General features: G+C 56.0%; 18 protein-coding genes. 9 read left to right on the top strand and 9 right to left on the bottom strand.

Annotated features, from left to right (window positions below; all coding sequences use genetic code 11):
- Positions 1–12: 12 nt before the first annotated feature.
- Genes ACR0BD_RS08745 through ACR0BD_RS08735 form a run of 3 tightly spaced genes read right to left on the bottom strand, consistent with a single transcriptional unit; the run spans position 13 to position 4,591 of the window.
- Complete coding sequence (locus ACR0BD_RS08745; protein WP_480830006.1) at positions 13–3,078, bottom strand: efflux RND transporter permease subunit; 3,066 nt, start codon at positions 3,076–3,078, stop codon at positions 13–15.
- A gap of 11 nt (positions 3,079–3,089) precedes the next feature.
- Positions 3,090–4,127, bottom strand: coding sequence for an efflux RND transporter periplasmic adaptor subunit (locus tag ACR0BD_RS08740; protein ID WP_480696440.1), 1,038 nt, complete (start codon positions 4,125–4,127; stop codon positions 3,090–3,092).
- Positions 4,124–4,591 carry a MarR family winged helix-turn-helix transcriptional regulator gene (locus ACR0BD_RS08735; RefSeq protein ID WP_480830005.1) on the bottom strand — a complete coding sequence of 156 codons (468 nt, stop codon included), beginning with the start codon at positions 4,589–4,591 and terminating at the stop codon, positions 4,124–4,126. Before ACR0BD_RS08735 ends, ACR0BD_RS08740 begins: the two co-directional genes overlap by 4 nt.
- A 167-nt stretch (positions 4,592–4,758) precedes the next feature.
- On the opposite strand from ACR0BD_RS08735, the gene ACR0BD_RS08730 reads away from it, so the two are divergent.
- Together ACR0BD_RS08730 and ACR0BD_RS08725 are read left to right on the top strand one after the other, a co-directional pair.
- Complete coding sequence (locus ACR0BD_RS08730) at positions 4,759–5,883, top strand: beta-ketoacyl-ACP synthase III (protein WP_480830004.1); 1,125 nt, start codon at positions 4,759–4,761, stop codon at positions 5,881–5,883.
- A gap of 121 nt (positions 5,884–6,004) precedes the next feature.
- Positions 6,005–6,655 carry an immunity protein Imm33 domain-containing protein gene (locus ACR0BD_RS08725; protein WP_480830001.1) on the top strand — a complete coding sequence of 217 codons (651 nt, stop codon included), beginning with the start codon at positions 6,005–6,007 and terminating at the stop codon, positions 6,653–6,655.
- Between the two features lie 82 nt (positions 6,656–6,737).
- Here the strand turns inward: ACR0BD_RS08725 and ACR0BD_RS08720 are convergent, their stop codons facing one another.
- On the bottom strand, positions 6,738–7,199 hold the full coding sequence (locus tag ACR0BD_RS08720; RefSeq protein ID WP_480696448.1) for a hypothetical protein: 462 nt from the start codon (positions 7,197–7,199) through the stop codon (positions 6,738–6,740).
- A gap of 357 nt (positions 7,200–7,556) precedes the next feature.
- Between ACR0BD_RS08720 and ACR0BD_RS08715 the strand changes: the two genes are divergently transcribed.
- Positions 7,557–8,135, top strand: coding sequence for a thymidine kinase (locus tag ACR0BD_RS08715; RefSeq protein ID WP_480830222.1), 579 nt, complete (start codon positions 7,557–7,559; stop codon positions 8,133–8,135).
- Here ACR0BD_RS08715 and ACR0BD_RS08710 read toward each other — a convergent pair.
- From ACR0BD_RS08710 to ACR0BD_RS08690, 5 genes are all read right to left on the bottom strand, one after another.
- Positions 8,132–9,082, bottom strand: a complete 951-nt coding sequence (locus tag ACR0BD_RS08710; protein ID WP_480830000.1) for a 2-hydroxyacid dehydrogenase — start codon at positions 9,080–9,082, stop codon at positions 8,132–8,134. The two genes, ACR0BD_RS08715 and ACR0BD_RS08710, sit on opposite strands and share 4 nt — an antisense overlap.
- Positions 9,083–9,421 carry a tRNA-binding protein gene (locus ACR0BD_RS08705; RefSeq protein ID WP_480829998.1) on the bottom strand — a complete coding sequence of 113 codons (339 nt, stop codon included), beginning with the start codon at positions 9,419–9,421 and terminating at the stop codon, positions 9,083–9,085.
- Entirely contained in the window at positions 9,414–10,229 is an 816-nt protein-coding gene (gene proC, locus ACR0BD_RS08700) for a pyrroline-5-carboxylate reductase (RefSeq protein ID WP_480829997.1), read from the bottom strand. Before proC ends, ACR0BD_RS08705 begins: the two co-directional genes overlap by 8 nt.
- Positions 10,230–10,266: 37 nt before the next feature.
- Entirely contained in the window at positions 10,267–10,767 is a 501-nt protein-coding gene (locus ACR0BD_RS08695; RefSeq protein WP_480696455.1) for a type III secretion system chaperone family protein, read from the bottom strand.
- A 310-nt stretch (positions 10,768–11,077) separates the two neighbouring features.
- Positions 11,078–11,326, bottom strand: coding sequence for an accessory factor UbiK family protein (locus ACR0BD_RS08690; protein ID WP_480696457.1), 249 nt, complete (start codon positions 11,324–11,326; stop codon positions 11,078–11,080).
- A gap of 97 nt (positions 11,327–11,423) precedes the next feature.
- On the opposite strand from ACR0BD_RS08690, the gene lgt reads away from it, so the two are divergent.
- The 6 genes from lgt to ACR0BD_RS08660 all read left to right on the top strand — a co-directional run bounded on the left by lgt (position 11,424) and on the right by ACR0BD_RS08660 (position 15,646).
- A complete protein-coding gene (gene lgt, locus ACR0BD_RS08685; RefSeq protein WP_480829996.1) occupies positions 11,424–12,311 on the top strand; it encodes a prolipoprotein diacylglyceryl transferase in 888 nt (295 codons plus the stop codon).
- Entirely contained in the window at positions 12,308–13,375 is a 1,068-nt protein-coding gene (locus ACR0BD_RS08680) for a class I SAM-dependent methyltransferase (protein WP_480829995.1), read from the top strand. The genes lgt and ACR0BD_RS08680 overlap by 4 nt, the downstream gene beginning before the upstream one ends.
- Positions 13,372–14,130 (top strand): peptidoglycan editing factor PgeF, encoded by a 759-nt coding sequence (gene pgeF / locus ACR0BD_RS08675; protein ID WP_480829994.1) that lies wholly within the window; start codon positions 13,372–13,374, stop codon positions 14,128–14,130. Before ACR0BD_RS08680 ends, pgeF begins: the two co-directional genes overlap by 4 nt.
- A 270-nt stretch (positions 14,131–14,400) precedes the next feature.
- Positions 14,401–14,529 (top strand): hypothetical protein, encoded by a 129-nt coding sequence (locus tag ACR0BD_RS08670; RefSeq protein WP_480696465.1) that lies wholly within the window; start codon positions 14,401–14,403, stop codon positions 14,527–14,529.
- Between the two features lie 173 nt (positions 14,530–14,702).
- Positions 14,703–14,861 carry a hypothetical protein gene (locus ACR0BD_RS08665; protein ID WP_480829992.1) on the top strand — a complete coding sequence of 53 codons (159 nt, stop codon included), beginning with the start codon at positions 14,703–14,705 and terminating at the stop codon, positions 14,859–14,861.
- 2 nt (positions 14,862–14,863) lie between these two features.
- Positions 14,864–15,646: a Hint domain-containing protein gene (locus ACR0BD_RS08660; RefSeq protein WP_480829991.1), complete on the top strand. Its 783-nt coding sequence runs from the start codon at positions 14,864–14,866 to the stop codon at positions 15,644–15,646.
- The last annotated feature ends 17 nt before the right edge of the window (positions 15,647–15,663 follow it).

Below are 15,663 nucleotides of genomic sequence, written 5' to 3'. Positions count from 1 at the left end.
CCACTGATCTGATCATTCACGCAGAATCTGGTTACGCTTCTGCAGTCTGAACGTGCTTCGTTCCTCGCGAGCGAAGAAAACCATGTAAAATACGGGTGCCGCGACCATTGTCAGGATCGTAGCAAATGCCAATCCGCCCATGATCGTAACGGCCATCGACTTAAAGAAGGCGTCGGTCAACAACGGTGCCATCCCCAATATCGTCGTGATAGCCGCCAACATCACGGGCCGCAGACGCGAGACTGATGCTTCGATGATCGACTCGCGCAGCCCTTTGCCGGTTTCCCGCACCAGATCGATCTCTTCGACCAGAACGATGCCGTTCTTGATCAACATCCCGGACAAGCTGAGTAGTCCCAGCAAAGCGGTAAATGTGAACGGCAAGCCCGTACCCAAAAGGCCGATGACAACACCGTTCACGGACATCGGGACCAACAACCATATGATAATCGGCTGACGGATCGCGTTGAAAATCAGAACAGAGATCAACACCATGATCAGCAGACTCAGCGGCAACTGGCGACCAAGGCTTTCGTTTGCTTCGGCCGCGTTTTCGAACTCTCCGCCCCACTCCATGCGGTAACCTGCGGGCAAATCCATGTCTTCGATGGCCGAGCGAACCTCGGAATGGACCTGAGCTGCGGTGAAACCTGCAGGGATATCGGCACCGACCGTGATTGTCAGAACCCGATCGCGGCGATGCACCAACGTGTTCAGCGCCCTATATTCGAACCCGTCGACCATCTGCTCGATCGGTACAAACCGCTCTGATTGGTCCGAAAACACGACTTGGTCAACGATGGAATATGCACCATCAGCAGGACGTCGCAGGATGATCGGGATCAGCCTGTCCCTCTCGCGGAACACGCCGCCGGTGATACCATCGGTCGAGAATTGCAGCGTGGCAGCGATATCCTCGCGGCTTACACCGGCAGTCTGCGCGCGTTCAGTCGCGTAGATCGGTTGCACCGCCAGTTCCTTTTCACGCCAGTTATGATGGACGTGCAATGCGTTTTCAGACGCCTGCCGCATGCGCTGAACCGCCTCTTCGGCCAAAAGACGCAACACGACCGGATCACTGCCCGAGAATCGAACCTGTATGGGGTCGCCGCCACCGGGGCCAAAAACCATCCGCCGGGTGCGGAACTCACCTTCAGGGAATTGGGCGGAACCGAACTCCTCTAACTCAGCCCGCAGCGGCGGAATGTCGTCCAGTGTTTCCGTTCGGATGATGAGGTGCCCGTAACTGGGGTTGGGCTTTTCAGCCTCGTAGGTCAAAAGGAAACGGGTTGCGCCCTGCCCGACAAATGTTGAAACGGACACGACGTCTTCCCTTTGGGTCAGCCAGTCTTCGAACACTGCCAAATCCTCTGCGGTACGCGAGATCGGCGTGCCTTGAGGCAGCTTGTAGTGCACAAGGAACAAAGGTGTATTCGAGTCCGGGAAGAACTGTTGTTTGACCAGACCAAAACCAACAAAACAAGCGGCGGTCACGCTGAATAGCGCCGCGATAACCAGCCAACGGAACTGCAAGGCCCAGCGCAAGATTCGGCCGTAGATGCGGAACATGATGCCGCTATACGCATCAACCTCACCCGCCTTGCCTTGTTTGAAGAAATAGTGGCCCAGCATGGGTGTCGCTGTCAGCGCCAGCACCCAGCTCAGCAACAGGGAAATGGCGATCACGGCAAACAACGAGAACAGGAATTCCCCAGAGGCATCCGGACTTAATCCGATACCCGCAAAAGCCATGATCCCGATAATCGTCGCACCCAACAACGGGATCTGGGTTTTCGATGCTGCCTCTTCTGCGGCATCGCGCGAGGTTTTTCCGCGCAGCATGGCGATTTGCATACCCTCGGCAACCACGATCGCATTGTCGACCAGCATCCCCATCGCAATGATCAAGGCACCCAGTGAGATCCGCTCCATCTCGATTGAGAAAATCGCCATGAACAACAGCGTTCCGACCACGGTCAACAACAGGGTTGTTCCAACGACGACAGCGGCGCGCCAGCCCATGAACACGGCCAGCACAGCAACAACGATCGTGACCGACAAGGCGAGATTCATCAGAAAGTCGTTCGAGGCTTGTTCGACAACAACATGCTGCTGGTAGATGGGCAGTATCTCGACGCCATAGGGAATATGCGCGTCCAGTTCAGCGAACTTCTCGTCAGCGCGTTTTCCGACCTCGACGATATTCTCAGTCGACAAACCGGCAATCCCCAGCGTGAACGCCTCGGTCCCGTTAAAGCGGATCATGACATTGGGGTCCGATTGACGGCCGCGAAACACGTCGGACATGTCGAAAAGGTTGATTACCTGACCTTGTGAGCCCACAGACAGCCCAGCAATGGCAGAGACAGAATCCGAGCCTTCGGCGGTCAGAACAGTCGTTCGGTCATTCGCAGAGCGTAGCGAGCCCGAAGAATTCACGGAGTCCGCATTTGCGATGGCGTCATTAATCGCTTGCAGAGGCACATTCTGGTTCACCGAAATAGCAAGGTCCGGTTCAACAAAGATGGCTTCTTGCGGCAGCCCCATGACTTCGACGTCTGCCACACCTTCAACCGTAAGCAATTCGCGCCGCAAAAAGGTCGAAAGCTCATGTTTTTCGGCATCCGAGTACCCCTCGGCCGTGACGGCATAAAACAAGCCGAACACGTCACCGAACCCGTCATTCACGAGTGGCTGTCCGACGCCCGGCGGCAATGCGCGGGCCGCGTCGCGGACTTTGGCACGCAACTTCGTCCAAACTTCGGGCAGTTCCGATCCATCATAGGTCGACTTGATCTCGACCTCGATCAGCGACGAACCCGGCTGGTTCACCGAAGTGATCGTTTTGACCTCACCCATCTGCTGAATGGCGGATTCAAGTGGTTCGGACACCTCAAGCGCAACCTGCTCGGCGGTGGCGCCGGGATATTGGGTGGCAATAATGGCGTTTTTGATTGTAAACGCCGGGTCTTCCAACCGGCCCAAAGACAAAAAGCCCCAAATGCCGCCCAAAAGAGCAATCAGTATGATCAGCCACGTGTAAATGGGGCGGTCAATGGATGCGCGCGCTATGCTCATCTGTTCGTCCCTCAGTTCGCGAAGCCAGCAAACCGGCGCACCGTCTGACCGTCTGTCAGAGCACCACCGCCCGCGACAACGATTTCATCACCGCTATTCAGACCGCTCAGAACGCGTACATCCCCGGACTCGGTCGGCTCAATGGTAACGGGGACAAGTTGGATCGTACCGATATCCGCGCCACGCGGGGTGAACACCATCACCCCAAGGTTTCCCTCTGCATCTGCGACGATCGCCGTGGCCGGGACAACAATGCCTGTCCGCTGATCCTGAACCTTGACATTCACCGTAACGGAAGACCCCGGCAGAATTTGCAGCCCTTCCGGGGGTGTCAGCCCGAACTGGATGCGAAAGGTTTGGCCGACACTTGAGGATTCGGCATCAAACTCCCGAATTTCAAGGGGAAACACCTCATCACTCACGGGGAACTTCGCTGTGATTGTAATGTCATCCTGTTGCCCGGACCGCTGAAACAGAATTTCAGGCACGTCGACGACAATCCGCAATTCCGACATATCGTGAATCCGCACAATGGGCGTTCCAGCTGCCACAGTGGTGAAGGATTCAACCGCGCGGCTGGACACCAGCGCGTCAAACGGGGCAGTCAATGTCGCTTGCTCCAGATCATACTGCGCGTCCCGCACGGCGATATCTGCCAATTGCGCCGCGGTTTCTGCATCATCTACCGCAACCTGGCTGGCTGCCGTTCCGCGAAGCCGGGACAAGCGGGCCAAGGTGCGATCAGCCTGATCCTTTTGCAAGACTGCGCGGTCAAAACGGCGTTGAAACGGCTCTTGGTCCAATTTCGCGATCAGTTCGCCTTTGGGAATAACAAAGCCCTCGGTCACCGGCATTCCAACGATCTGACCGGCCACCTGAAAAGCAAGGTCCACCGTTTGGCGCGCCGCCACCCGACCAAAGAACTGTCGCGAAAAGCCTGGTGCGGTTTCCTGAACAACCATCAGCTTGACGGGTTTCACTGCCTCTTCGGCGATGGGGGCGGTGGCGAAAAGGGCGAATGCGACACTCAGTACAGAGAACAATTTCATTTCTTCAATCCCTCAGGAATTCCCGTTTTCAATATGTTTTCCCGGATTTTCCGGGCCAATCGTGCAAATTCAGCCGTTTCGTTCACGTTCAAACCGGACGCACGCTGAAACAACGCCCCTGCTTCAGCCAACAGCATCTGCCGCATCTGCTGCCCCTTCTCAGTCAGAACCAGCAACCATGCGCGCCGATCATTCGGGTCGCGTTGGCGTGTCAGGTAGCCGGCTTTTTCCAGCGCGTCTGAGGTTGAAGTTATATTCGATGGGACCGTCAGCATGTCTGTGGCCAAGACGCCCATCCTTTTGGGCTGATCCAGCTTGATCACCATGTGGCATTCCTGATGGCTCAGCTCGACCTCGATGGTGTCAAAGCTTTCTTCCAGCTTCCAATAAAGGGCATACACCCCCATCATAGCTTGCATCTCGGGGCTGAGGCGGCTGATCAGTGCGCTGTCGTCATGAGGCATTAGGCGAATCCATTCTGGAATTTTCGCTTCCACTTACTTCATAAAATGAACTATTCAAGAAATGAAGCTCATTTGTCGACAAGTTTGCTATTCCCTTAGGTCAATCTACCTTGAACTAACGCGCCGATAACTGCATTTTGAGCAAATCCAAGAACCCAGGGTTTCAGATGTACACGCCAGCTATCACCGGCACCGGTGTTTTCACGCCAGAAAATGTCATTACCAATGCTGAACTTGTCGAAGCGTTCAATTCCTATGCGGACAAAGTCAACGCTGAAAACGCAGATGCGATTGCCGCTGGTGAAATGGAACCGTTGCAGCACTCGTCCGAGGAATTCATCGTCAAGGCATCCGGGATCGAAAACCGCTATGTGATGGACAAATCCGGGGTCCTGAATCCCGACGTGATGCACCCGCTATTGCGGCAACGCAACGACGATGAACCGGGCATCATGACCGAAATGGCGGTGGATGCCTGCCAAAAAGCCCTGCAGCAGGCCGGGCGCAGCGCCGAAGACGTGGATCTGGTCATCTGTGCGGCGTCGAACCACGAACGCGCCTATCCCGCGGTTGCTATTGAAATTCAGCAGGCATTGGGGATCAACGGGTTCGGGTTTGACATGAATGTCGCGTGTTCCTCGGCCACATTCGGCATTCAGGCCGCCGCCGACATGATCCGGTCAGGGTCAGTGAAATCCGCGCTGGTGGTCAATCCCGAGATATGCTCGGGGCATCTGGAATGGCGCGACCGGGACTGCCACTTTATTTTCGGTGATGTGGCGACCGCGACACTGGTTGAGCGGATCGAGGACGCCATCGGCCCGCATTTCGAGATCATCTCGACCCGCTGTGCGACGTCATTCTCGAACAACATCCGCAATAATAACGGCTTCTTGCGCCGCTCGCGCCCAGACGGTGTAGTGGACCGTCGTGATATGCAGTTCATGCAAAACGGGCGGAAGGTATTCAAAGAAGTGCTGCCGATGGTCAGCAAACACATCGCGGACCACATGGAATCCGAGGGCGTCGAAAGCACCGATCTCAAACGCCTTTGGTTGCATCAGGCAAATAAAACGATGAACGATTTCATTGGCAAGAAAGTGCTTGGCCGTGAACCCGTTGAAGGTGAGCAACCCAATATCCTGCAAGACTATGCCAATACGTCATCGGCTGGTTCCATTATCGCATTTTCAAAGTACTCTAACGATCTGACGGACGGCGATGTCGGCCTGATCTGCTCCTTCGGAGCCGGGTACTCGGTGGGTTCGGTGATTGTAAAGCGGTGTCGGTAACCATTGCTGGATAGCTGAAGAGCTTTTTGCACAGTCTTGCGCCATTCATGGAAATCAACCACGGTGCCAATGAATGTTGCACAGCAAAACAAGCTCATACAGCTGAACAAGGTCGCCTTTCGTGACAGAACCCTCCTTTCAACTTCAAGACCCGCGGCCAACGCAAAAAGAAAACCCATACACATTCCATCTTCCGAGCACGGAAGAACTTGCCGAAGTAACCAAAGGCACAATCGTAAAACTGATCTTCAATTCAGTTCCCGCTTCTGAGCAATACGATGCTGAACGAATGTGGGTTATCGTTGAAAACCGCAACGGTGCCGACTTGTTGGGGACACTCGATAATACCCCAGACGAAATTCCGGGGTTGAACCCCGGCGATCCGGTTGAGTTCAAGATTCATCACGTCATCGACGTTGACTGGGATGACCCAGAAACGAGCGTGCGTTTTGCAACAGATTTCAACAAGTGGTTTGCACGTTGCTTCGTTGACGATGCGATCTTGGAAAATCGTGCGCGCGTCGGGTTTATCTACCGTGAAGACCCAGAACACGATGAAGGGGATAAGTATCCCGATACCGGTTGGCGAATCCGCGCTGATGTAGAACAGCTATCGCAAGAAGAGTACGACGACACACCATGTAGCTATGTCGCCATCGGTGCAGTTTTGAATCGTGACAACAGTTTTGAACACCTACTCTCAGAACCTGTTGGAAGTACTTTTCTGAGAACCGTTGCAGACACATATGAACGATGTCAGGAAAACGAGTAGAATTGCTGAGGTGACTAGCTCGTTTCGAATGGGCATAGACTGGCGCTCCTATCACCATTGATGATTGAAGCCACCGACTTTCTCAGCTCACGCTTTCTTCTTCCAGATGCAGCTTCATCTCGATCAGCACCTGCTGCAGCAGGCTGGTTTCCTTTAACAAACGCTTGGCCTCGTTCACGGTGATGATGCCGTCTTCGATGGCGGCCTGATATTCTGTCATCAACATCGCAAACCGCTGACTCAATGCGATGACGTCCGAATTCACCCCACCGGTGCGCGGCACATCGCTGTTTCGGCCGTCATAGGACAGCGTGATGTTCTTCAGATCCGCCAGTGCTGAGGTTACGTGCGGAAAGTTGGACACCGCTTCAAGCCGGGCCACGGCGTCAACGGGCATAAAACGATCGGCATGCTCGGCATTGTCCGAGTAATAGCGACCCAAAGTTGCCTTGGATTTGCCCGTGATTTCACATGCGGATTCGATCCCGACATCCTTGACCAACGCTTCTGTATGCTTTTTCAGATAGGCCCCGATATCAGCCATGTTTCTTACCCCTGCTACCTGCGTCCCCACGTCACCTGCCCCTTTGGGGGAATGGGAAAGGAAATTTCCCATACTCCAGTCATAATTGAAATGCCATAAATTGACTATCCCTCAGATATGCAGGGGTTTTGTGAGTGAGTGGCGGCGTTTTTAGCCGATTGTGAGTGATCGCGGGGCGTTTTTCTGGCCTCGCACGGTTCAGGCCGCATGTTGGCCGACGACGTCGCTGTTGTTGACGTGGGGGTATCCATCCCCAATGAGCTTACGCTCGACCCTTACAACGACAACGGCGGCGTCGCATCTATTGCGGGTTTTGATACCTTGCCCATGCCCTTTAGTCGAATTAGACCCGGGCCCATGGCAAAGCTTTACTTCAACTATTCGACAATGAACGCGGGCAAATCGACCGTGTTATTGCAAGCGTCGCACAATTACCGCGAGCGCGGGATGGACACGTATCTTATGACCGCGCAACTGGATGGCCGCGCAGGTGTAGGAAAAATAGCTTCACGTATCGGCATTTCAGCCGAAGCGGATACATTCGCCGCCGAAGACGATGTTTTTGCCATGATTGAGGCGCGGCTTGCACAGGGAAAAGTCGCCTGCGTCTTTGTCGATGAGGCCCAGTTTTTGACCGATGATCAGGTGTGGCAACTGGCGCGCATTGTCGACGATCTGAAGGTACCTGTTCTTGCCTACGGTCTGCGCGTAGACTTTCAGGGGCGCCTGTTCCCGGGCTCTGCCGCCCTATTGGCCCTGGCGGACGAGATGCGCGAAGTTCGCACCATCTGCGAATGCGGGCGCAAGGCGACCATGGTCATCCGTCAGGACGAAAACGGAAATACGATCACCGAAGGCGCGCAGGTTCAGATCGGCGGGAACGAGACCTATGTCTCGCTCTGCCGCAAACACTGGCGCGAGGCTGTCGGCTCTTAAACCGGGTTGGGCAAATCGCGACCCGCGATATGAGCCGCAACATTGTCGAGCGCCATGTATCCCATATCGGTGCGAACCTCTTCGGTTGCTGTTCCCAGATGCGGACACAAAGTCACGTTTTCCATCTCGATCAGCGCTTGCGGCACCTTTGGTTCGAATTCGTAAACATCCAGACCCGCACCGGCGATTTGCCCGGTCTGAAGGGCCGAGATCAGCGCTGCCTCATCCACGACTTCGCCCCGTGCGATATTCACCAGAAGGCCATTCGGATTCATCGCCTCAAGCACCTGCGCGTTGATCAGGTGTTGAGTTTCGGCACCACCCGGAACAGCCAGCACCAGGAAATCAACCGAGGCCGCCAATGCGGTCAGTTCGGGCACAAACTCAGCTGGGAAATCCAATTCTTTCTCGCTGCGCGACTGGTAAGATATCTGCATCGAAAAGCCAAAGTGGCAGCGCCGGGCAATGGCTTGCCCAATACGCCCCATGCCGACAATCCCCACCCGTTTGCCAGTGACATGGTGCCCCAACATTTGCGCGGGATGCCAGCCGTGCCAGTCACCTGCACGCACAATGCGTTCCCCTTCGCCGACGCGCCTTGCGGTCGTCAGCAGCAACGTCATGGCGATATCCGCCGTGGCATCGGTGACAGCCCCCGGCGTATTGGTCACCGCAACCCCCGCAGCCCGTGCAGCGTCCACATCAATGTGGTTGTAACCAACACCAAAGTTGGCAAGCAGCTTGCAGCGCGGATCGGGGACCTTGGCAAATACTTCTTTCGAAAAGAGGTCACCCAAGGTCGGCACAACCACATCAAAATCCCTCAAGGCACGCAGCATTTCGTCCTGCGTCAGAGGCGAGGTTTCGCTTCGGATTTCAACGTCGAATTCCGCGCGTGCGCGTTCCAGGACTGCCTCAGTCATTGGGCGGGTAATCAGTAGTTTCATTTAGTGCATCCTTCCACCGATCGGGACCTCTCCGTCCGGTCCGATCAGAACAATTTCGCCATTCGCATCCGGCAAGCCCAACACCAGAACCTCGGACATGAACTTACCGATTTGGCGAGGGGGGAAATTCACGACAGCCATCACCTGTTTTCCGACAAGGGACGCCGGGTCGTAATGCGCCGTCACTTGGGCCGAGGTCTTGCGTTCGCCAATTTCATCCCCGAAATCGATCCACATCTTGATCGCGGGTTTGCGCGCCTCGGGGTAAGGTTCGGCGCGGATCACTTCACCGACGCGAATATCAACTTTCAGAAAATCGTCGAAAGTAATCTCACTCACGGGACAGCTCCTTGGATCGGTCGGTGGCGGCCTTGACTGCGCGTTGCAGCAGGTCCGGGAACCCTTCTTCCGCGTGCATCAACACCTCAAGCGCCGCCTGCGTTGTGCCGTTAGGCGAGGTCACGTTGACACGCAGTTGCGCGGGGTCTTCGTCGGCCGCCATCGCCAAAGCCCCTGCCCCGGCCACAGTGGACTTAGCCAATTTCATCGCCAGATCGTCCGGCAGGCCCTGTGCCTGACCCGCCGCGGCCAGCGTTTCGATCAGGTGAAACACATAGGCCGGGCCTGATCCGCTGAGGCCGGTAACAGCGTCCATCTGCGCTTCGTCCTCTAGCCGGACAGTCTCACCCACCGCAGACAAAAGGCTTTCGGCCAACGTTAGGTCGGCGTCCGAGGCCTTTGCATTACCGATAAGTGCAGTAATTCCCTGCCGGATTGCTGCGGGCGTGTTCGGCATGGCGCGAATTATGGGTGTCCCTTCACCCAAAACACGTTCAAGGGTCGCAATGGATGTTCCGGCTGCGACGGAAACAAAAAGGCTTGTTCCACCGCCCAGCGCCGTAATTGCAGGAAGCGCCTCACCCATCATTTGCGGCTTGACCGCGACCAGCACAACCGCAGGTGCTTCCGGCAGCGGGGTATTGATGTTCACGCCTTGCGCCTTCAGCCAGTCAGATGGAAAGGGATCAATCACCCAAACAGATGAAGCGGGCAGGCCGTGATCCAACCAACCCGCCAGCATGGCCGATCCCATCTTGCCGCAACCCAGGAGAACCAGCCCCTGTTCGGCGACACGTGACATGTCCATAAATTGCCCCTCCCCTCGCTAGGCTTGGGGCAAAGCTTTACGCGCGGCCGTAAGCCTCTGCAATGGCGACTTGCATCGCTTCTTCGGGGTCACGGTTGCCCCATGTGACCAGTTGGATCGCCGGGTAGTACCGCTCGGCGCTGAGGACTGCCGCTGTAATCATCGTATCAATTTGTTCAGGGCTGGCTGTTTGGCCGCCAGCCAAAACCAGACCATACCGGTAAACCATCAACTTCTGGTTCGGCCAGTAGGTAAACGCCCCGGCCCAGCATTGATCGTTCATCTTGTTCAAAAGCTCATAGAGCTCGGTCTCACGCTCAGACGGCGGCTCCATTTCAAACGAGCACACCATACGCAGCGTCTCGTCATAGTTCGACCAGGCCAAAGTGATCGAATATGTGCGCCACTGTCCTTCGACAGCCATGGCGATCTGATCATCGCCGATCCGGTCGAAATCCCAGTCGTGATGCTCAGCCAAATGTTCAACAATATCGATCGGATGAAGGTCTTCTTCGAGAAACTGTTCGGATAGGGCCATAATGCCACCTCACTTATCTCTAGCATTTCGGGGCTGGCAGCGCCCCAGCGCTAGTTGCCTGCTCTACAAGCCGGGCTTCCCCCTAAGGCCTGTACTAAATATGGTGCGCTGCGAGGCGCGCTCTGACAACCCTAATTCTTGGGGATAACAGCAATAAGTTGTGGACAGTCGGCAACGGCGATCAAAATATTGGCGCCCGGTGCAGCTTTGCCTTGATTAAATCCAAAGTGGCGGCAAGATGCACAACACCGCACAAATCGACGACGATTTGCGCGGTGCATGTCTTTTGTTTCGAATCTGGAAATTGCTGTTATTTGTCCAGCTTGGCTTCCAACGCGGCAATCCGTTCTTCCAACGCCGCGTTTTCTTCGCGCGCTTTCTGCGCCATAGACCGAACGGCATCGAATTCTTCGCGCGTCACGAAATCGCGGTCGGCGAGCCAGCGGTCGATCATCGACTTCATCGCGTTTTCTGCCTCATCCCGCGCGCCCTGCGCCACGCCCATGGCATTGGTCATCAATTGGGAAACATCATCCAGAATCTTGTTGCGGGTTTGCATGGCTTTACTCCGATATCGCGGTTGGTCTCTATATGGGGAATGATCGCGGCAGGCTCAAGGTTGACTTGTCCTGCAAACCCCGGGCAATGAGACGCACATGAAGGCTGTTCTGAATTTCCCCGACCTATCGCCCGAGTTGTTTTCGATCTCAGTGTTCGGGATGGAATTCGCACTGCGTTGGTATGCTTTGGCCTATATCGCTGGCATTCTTATCGCATGGCGGCTTGGGGTGATGGCCTTGAAGCACCCCGCGTTATGGCCTGATAAGACCCCGCCCCTTACGTCTCAACAACTGGAAGACCTGATCACTTGGATCATTCTGGGGGTTATTTTAGGCGGCCGGCTCGGATTCGTTTTGTTCTATCAACCCGGTTACTACCTCGCCAATCCAGCCGAGATCCTGAAGGTCTGGCAAGGCGGTATGGCCTTCCACGGTGGGCTGCTTGGGGTTGTGGTTGCGTCTTATCTGTTTGCACGACGTCATCAGATCCCCGTTTTGTCGCTGGCCGATCTGATTGCGCATACCGTGCCGCCGGGCCTTTTGCTCGGGCGTCTGGCTAATTTCATCAATGCAGAGCTCTGGGGCAGACCCAGCGAAATGCCATGGGCCGTAATATTCCCCGGCCCTGCAGCACAGGATTGTCCCGGTGTTTTGGCCGGGATGTGCGCACGGCACCCCTCGCAACTATATGAGGCCGTGCTCGAGGGTTTGGTGTTGGGCGCTGTTCTGCTATGGCTGGCCTATCGCCGCCGGGCCTTTCAAAAGCCCGGTTTGCTCATGGGCGTTTTCATGGCCGGGTACGGAGCCTCGCGCTTTCTGGTCGAGTTCTTCCGGCAACCAGACGCTCAGTTCATTTCCCCTGGAAATCCGCTGGGTCTGGCGTGGCAAATAGGCGGGTATGGTCTGACGATGGGACAATTGTTGTCGCTACCCATGATCGCCCTGGGCCTTTGGTTTGCGTTACGCGCTAGGGCAAAAGGATGAGCCTGTCAGATCAGCTGCGCAGGCGGATCGCGCAGGATGGCCCAATAAGTATATCCGATTACATGACCGAGTGCCTGCTGCATCCAGTCCACGGGTATTACACGACGCAGGACCCATTGGGCGCGAAGGGCGATTTCACGACAGCACCCGAGATCAGCCAGATGTTTGGCGAACTGATTGGCTTAAGCCTTGCGCAAAGTTGGGTAGATCAAGGTCGACCAGACCGGATCATCTTGGCCGAGTTGGGACCGGGCCGAGGAACGCTGATGGCAGATGCCTTGCGCGCAACGCGCGGCGTGCCGGGCTTTCACACCGCCGCTGAAGTCGTGTTGCTGGAGGCATCGCCTGAGTTGCGCGCGGTGCAAGCCAAATCATTGGAGGGTTACGCGCCGCAATGGATAGATCAGATCACTGAATTACCAAACGCGCCGCTTTTTCTAATTGCGAACGAGTTCTTTGACGCCCTGCCCATCCGACAATTCTTGCGGGACGCGGACGGGTGGCGAGAACGATTGATAGGGTTGCAGGACGACACGCTCGCCTTCGGGCTGGGTCCGCGAACTGCTCAAGTCGCTCTGAATGATCGGCTAGAGGACACGCAGGACGGCGATCTGGTGGAACTGTGTGTGCCCGCGATTCCAATCATCACCGTGATTGCTGGCAAAATCGCGTCAAAGGGTGGAGCCGCTTTGATTATAGATTACGGTGACTGGCATTCTCTGGGCGACACGTTTCAGGCCATGAAAGACCACGAAAGCACAGACCCATTGTTGTCCCCCGGCCACGCCGACCTAACGGCCCATGTGGATTTTGAACCGCTGGCATCAGCCACTCAGGCCGCCGGATGCAGACATTCCCGGCTGACACCGCAAGGAGTGTTTCTGGAGCGCCTCGGAATCACGGCACGCGCACAAGCGCTGTCGCAGAAACTCGGCGGGTCCGAGCTGGAAGAGTTGATTGCTGCACATCGACGGTTGACGCATCCGGATGAAATGGGAAACCTGTTCAAAGTGCTGGGCCTCTACCCGTCCTACGCTTCACCTCCACCGGGACTCGAACCATGACGCTGGAAATTCTCACATCAGACATGCTGTCCCCGGTTCGCCACGGCTTTTTCAGTCGGCACGGCGGCGCGTCATCCGGAATTTTTTCGGGTCTCAACTGTGGTTTGGGGTCATCGGACCAAACCGAGGTGGTGGCAATCAACCGCGGCCGCGTTGCACAGGCAATGGATGTCAGCCCGGACTCACTGATCGGGGTTCATCAGGTTCATTCACCAACTGTCATAGCCGTTGATTCTCCGTTGAACGGCGACAAGCCGAGGGCAGACGCCGTAGTTACCGCAACGCCGGGTTTGGCGTTGACGATCCTGACTGCGGATTGCCAGCCTGTTTTGTTCGCCGATACAAATGCCAATGTCATAGGCGCAGCACATGCGGGGTGGCGTGGGGCTTTGGACGGTGTTCTGGATGCCACACTGGACGCGATGGAGGGCCTTGGCGCCAAGCGTGAGAACACCGTCGCCGTGATCGGCCCAACGATATCGCAACGTGCCTATGAGGTCGGTCCCGAATTTCTGGACGACTTTGTGGCAGAATCGCCGGACAACCTGCAGTTCTTTGCAAATGGTCAGGGCGACAGGCTGCAATTCGACTTGCCAGCATACGGTCTGCACCGCTTGCGCCGGGCTGGAATCGGCCAGGCTGAGTGGACCCGACACTGCACATATTCTGACCCTGACCGATTCTATTCCTACCGCCGGTCCACTCACGCCAAAGAAGCGGACTATGGTCGCCTGATTTCCGCAATCAAATTATGAAGATAGGCTGAATTGTGGCGGTTTCGCCGCTTTTTCGCCACATTCTTTGTGTCTACCTGAGTCGTAACAAATTGAGTTTTATTGTCCGCTCTCAGGTGCTTATCTGCAAATGCTCCAGCAGTGCGCGACAACATGAAGAAAGAGGAGCTGCCAACCTTCATTTTGTCCTGAATTGATCCCGGATCAGCCTTATCGATGCCTCAATATGGCATCAGATTGGCATTCCAGAGGGAAAAGGGGCTTCGAACCCCAGCAGAGCAGGACCAAATCATGAAGGTAAAATCTCGCTTTCTAAGCGCCGTTATCGCGGCGACCAAAGACAAGGAACTGGAGATGCCGTGGAAGCGCGTTTCCAGTGACTCGGTCAGAGTTGCCCGCCGCCTGGCGGGTCGGGGCTGATCGACATGCCCAGGGTTCCAAGCTGCCGGTTCCCCGGGTCAAGACGCGCATCAGAGGGGTGCCCCGGTCTGGTGTGTGACCTGCCGCTGGTATTTGGCGCGGACAGGGTTTGGGGCGTTGTGTGCGCTGGCAATTTCCGCCTGCGTTTTAGTGAGTTTGTCTGGGGGGTCAGAATGTTGACCAAAGGTGTGCGGAATTCCATCACGTTGCGACGTCGTATCGACGATCGCCCTGAGGTCGCCCTTTCATTCAAAACAAAGAAAAAGACCGGTCAGACGGACCTGTACGGAGGGTTCATCCTGTCTGCGCGGACTATAGAGGGGACGGAATAACAATGCCTATTCCACATTCGCTATCGCGAGCGGCCAGAAATGCCGTTGATACATCAGCAATGCTGCGCGACGCGCAAAGAGGGACGGAAAAGCCCAAAGCGCAACTGCGGCGCTATGAAGTGAGTGCGCTATTGCCTAATGGCGACATCTCTCAGACCCGGCACATTGCTCCGGCGCTTCCGATGTTCGAAGACGCCTTTTGCGCATTCACACGCGGCTCGCTTGTCGAGACTGAGACAGGCCCGCTGGCGATCGAAGACTTGCTGCCTGGTGACACCGTTCTGACCCAGGATGGCTCTTCCCAAACCGTACTGTGGAAGGGTTCAGTGACGTTGGTTCCGGGACGTGAGGACTCGCGCGGTCGCACCCGGCCTCTTACGCGCATTATGCCCGACACTTTTGGCATGCAAAAGCCGATGTCCGGCGTCATCGTGGGCCCGGCTGCGCGTCTCGTCGGCACACCCGCGCATTTGCGCCACCTGCATGGAAACGAAACCGTACTGACGCCCGTGCACGAATTTCAAGACGGAATGAGCGTGATCGAAACCCTTCCCCCTACCCCGGTTGAGCTGTTTCACATCTGTCTGAAACGCCATTCGGTGATCAAGGTCGACGGGCTGCAGTTCGAAACCTACCACCCCGGCGTCAACGCGGTTCGCATGATCAGCCACTCATTGCGGTCGATCTACCTGAACTTGTTTGCACATGCCGATTCGCTGAATGACTTTGGCCCGTTGCTGATGCCGCGCGCCGGAGACGGTGAGGTGGACGCCATTACAGCTTAAATTTTCATCAGTGCTGC

This window comes from Ruegeria sp. G5, assembly GCF_056533365.1.
This window is presented reverse-complemented; position numbering and strand designations above follow the sequence as displayed.

What these genes read in the sequence shown, in the direction of transcription:
- ACR0BD_RS08680 (WP_480829995.1), top strand. Translation starts at nt 12,308, where the DNA reads ATGAGCCTGTCAGATCAGCTGCGCAGGCGGATCGCGCAGGATGGCCCA.
- ACR0BD_RS08735 (WP_480830005.1), bottom strand. Translation starts at nt 4,591, where the DNA reads ATGCCTCATGACGACAGCGCACTGATCAGCCGCCTCAGCCCCGAGATG.
- ACR0BD_RS08665 (WP_480829992.1), top strand. Translation starts at nt 14,703, where the DNA reads ATGTTGACCAAAGGTGTGCGGAATTCCATCACGTTGCGACGTCGTATC.
- ACR0BD_RS08715 (WP_480830222.1), top strand. Translation starts at nt 7,557, where the DNA reads ATGGCAAAGCTTTACTTCAACTATTCGACAATGAACGCGGGCAAATCG.
- pgeF (WP_480829994.1), top strand. Translation starts at nt 13,372, where the DNA reads ATGACGCTGGAAATTCTCACATCAGACATGCTGTCCCCGGTTCGCCAC.
- ACR0BD_RS08740 (WP_480696440.1), bottom strand. Translation starts at nt 4,127, where the DNA reads ATGAAATTGTTCTCTGTACTGAGTGTCGCATTCGCCCTTTTCGCCACC.
- ACR0BD_RS08730 (WP_480830004.1), top strand. Translation starts at nt 4,759, where the DNA reads ATGTACACGCCAGCTATCACCGGCACCGGTGTTTTCACGCCAGAAAAT.
- proC (WP_480829997.1), bottom strand. Translation starts at nt 10,229, where the DNA reads ATGGACATGTCACGTGTCGCCGAACAGGGGCTGGTTCTCCTGGGTTGC.
- ACR0BD_RS08745 (WP_480830006.1), bottom strand. Translation starts at nt 3,078, where the DNA reads ATGAGCATAGCGCGCGCATCCATTGACCGCCCCATTTACACGTGGCTG.
- ACR0BD_RS08710 (WP_480830000.1), bottom strand. Translation starts at nt 9,082, where the DNA reads ATGAAACTACTGATTACCCGCCCAATGACTGAGGCAGTCCTGGAACGC.
- ACR0BD_RS08670 (WP_480696465.1), top strand. Translation starts at nt 14,401, where the DNA reads ATGAAGGTAAAATCTCGCTTTCTAAGCGCCGTTATCGCGGCGACCAAA.
- ACR0BD_RS08695 (WP_480696455.1), bottom strand. Translation starts at nt 10,767, where the DNA reads ATGGCCCTATCCGAACAGTTTCTCGAAGAAGACCTTCATCCGATCGAT.
- ACR0BD_RS08720 (WP_480696448.1), bottom strand. Translation starts at nt 7,199, where the DNA reads ATGGCTGATATCGGGGCCTATCTGAAAAAGCATACAGAAGCGTTGGTC.
- lgt (WP_480829996.1), top strand. Translation starts at nt 11,424, where the DNA reads ATGAAGGCTGTTCTGAATTTCCCCGACCTATCGCCCGAGTTGTTTTCG.
- ACR0BD_RS08690 (WP_480696457.1), bottom strand. Translation starts at nt 11,326, where the DNA reads ATGCAAACCCGCAACAAGATTCTGGATGATGTTTCCCAATTGATGACC.
- ACR0BD_RS08660 (WP_480829991.1), top strand. Translation starts at nt 14,864, where the DNA reads ATGCCTATTCCACATTCGCTATCGCGAGCGGCCAGAAATGCCGTTGAT.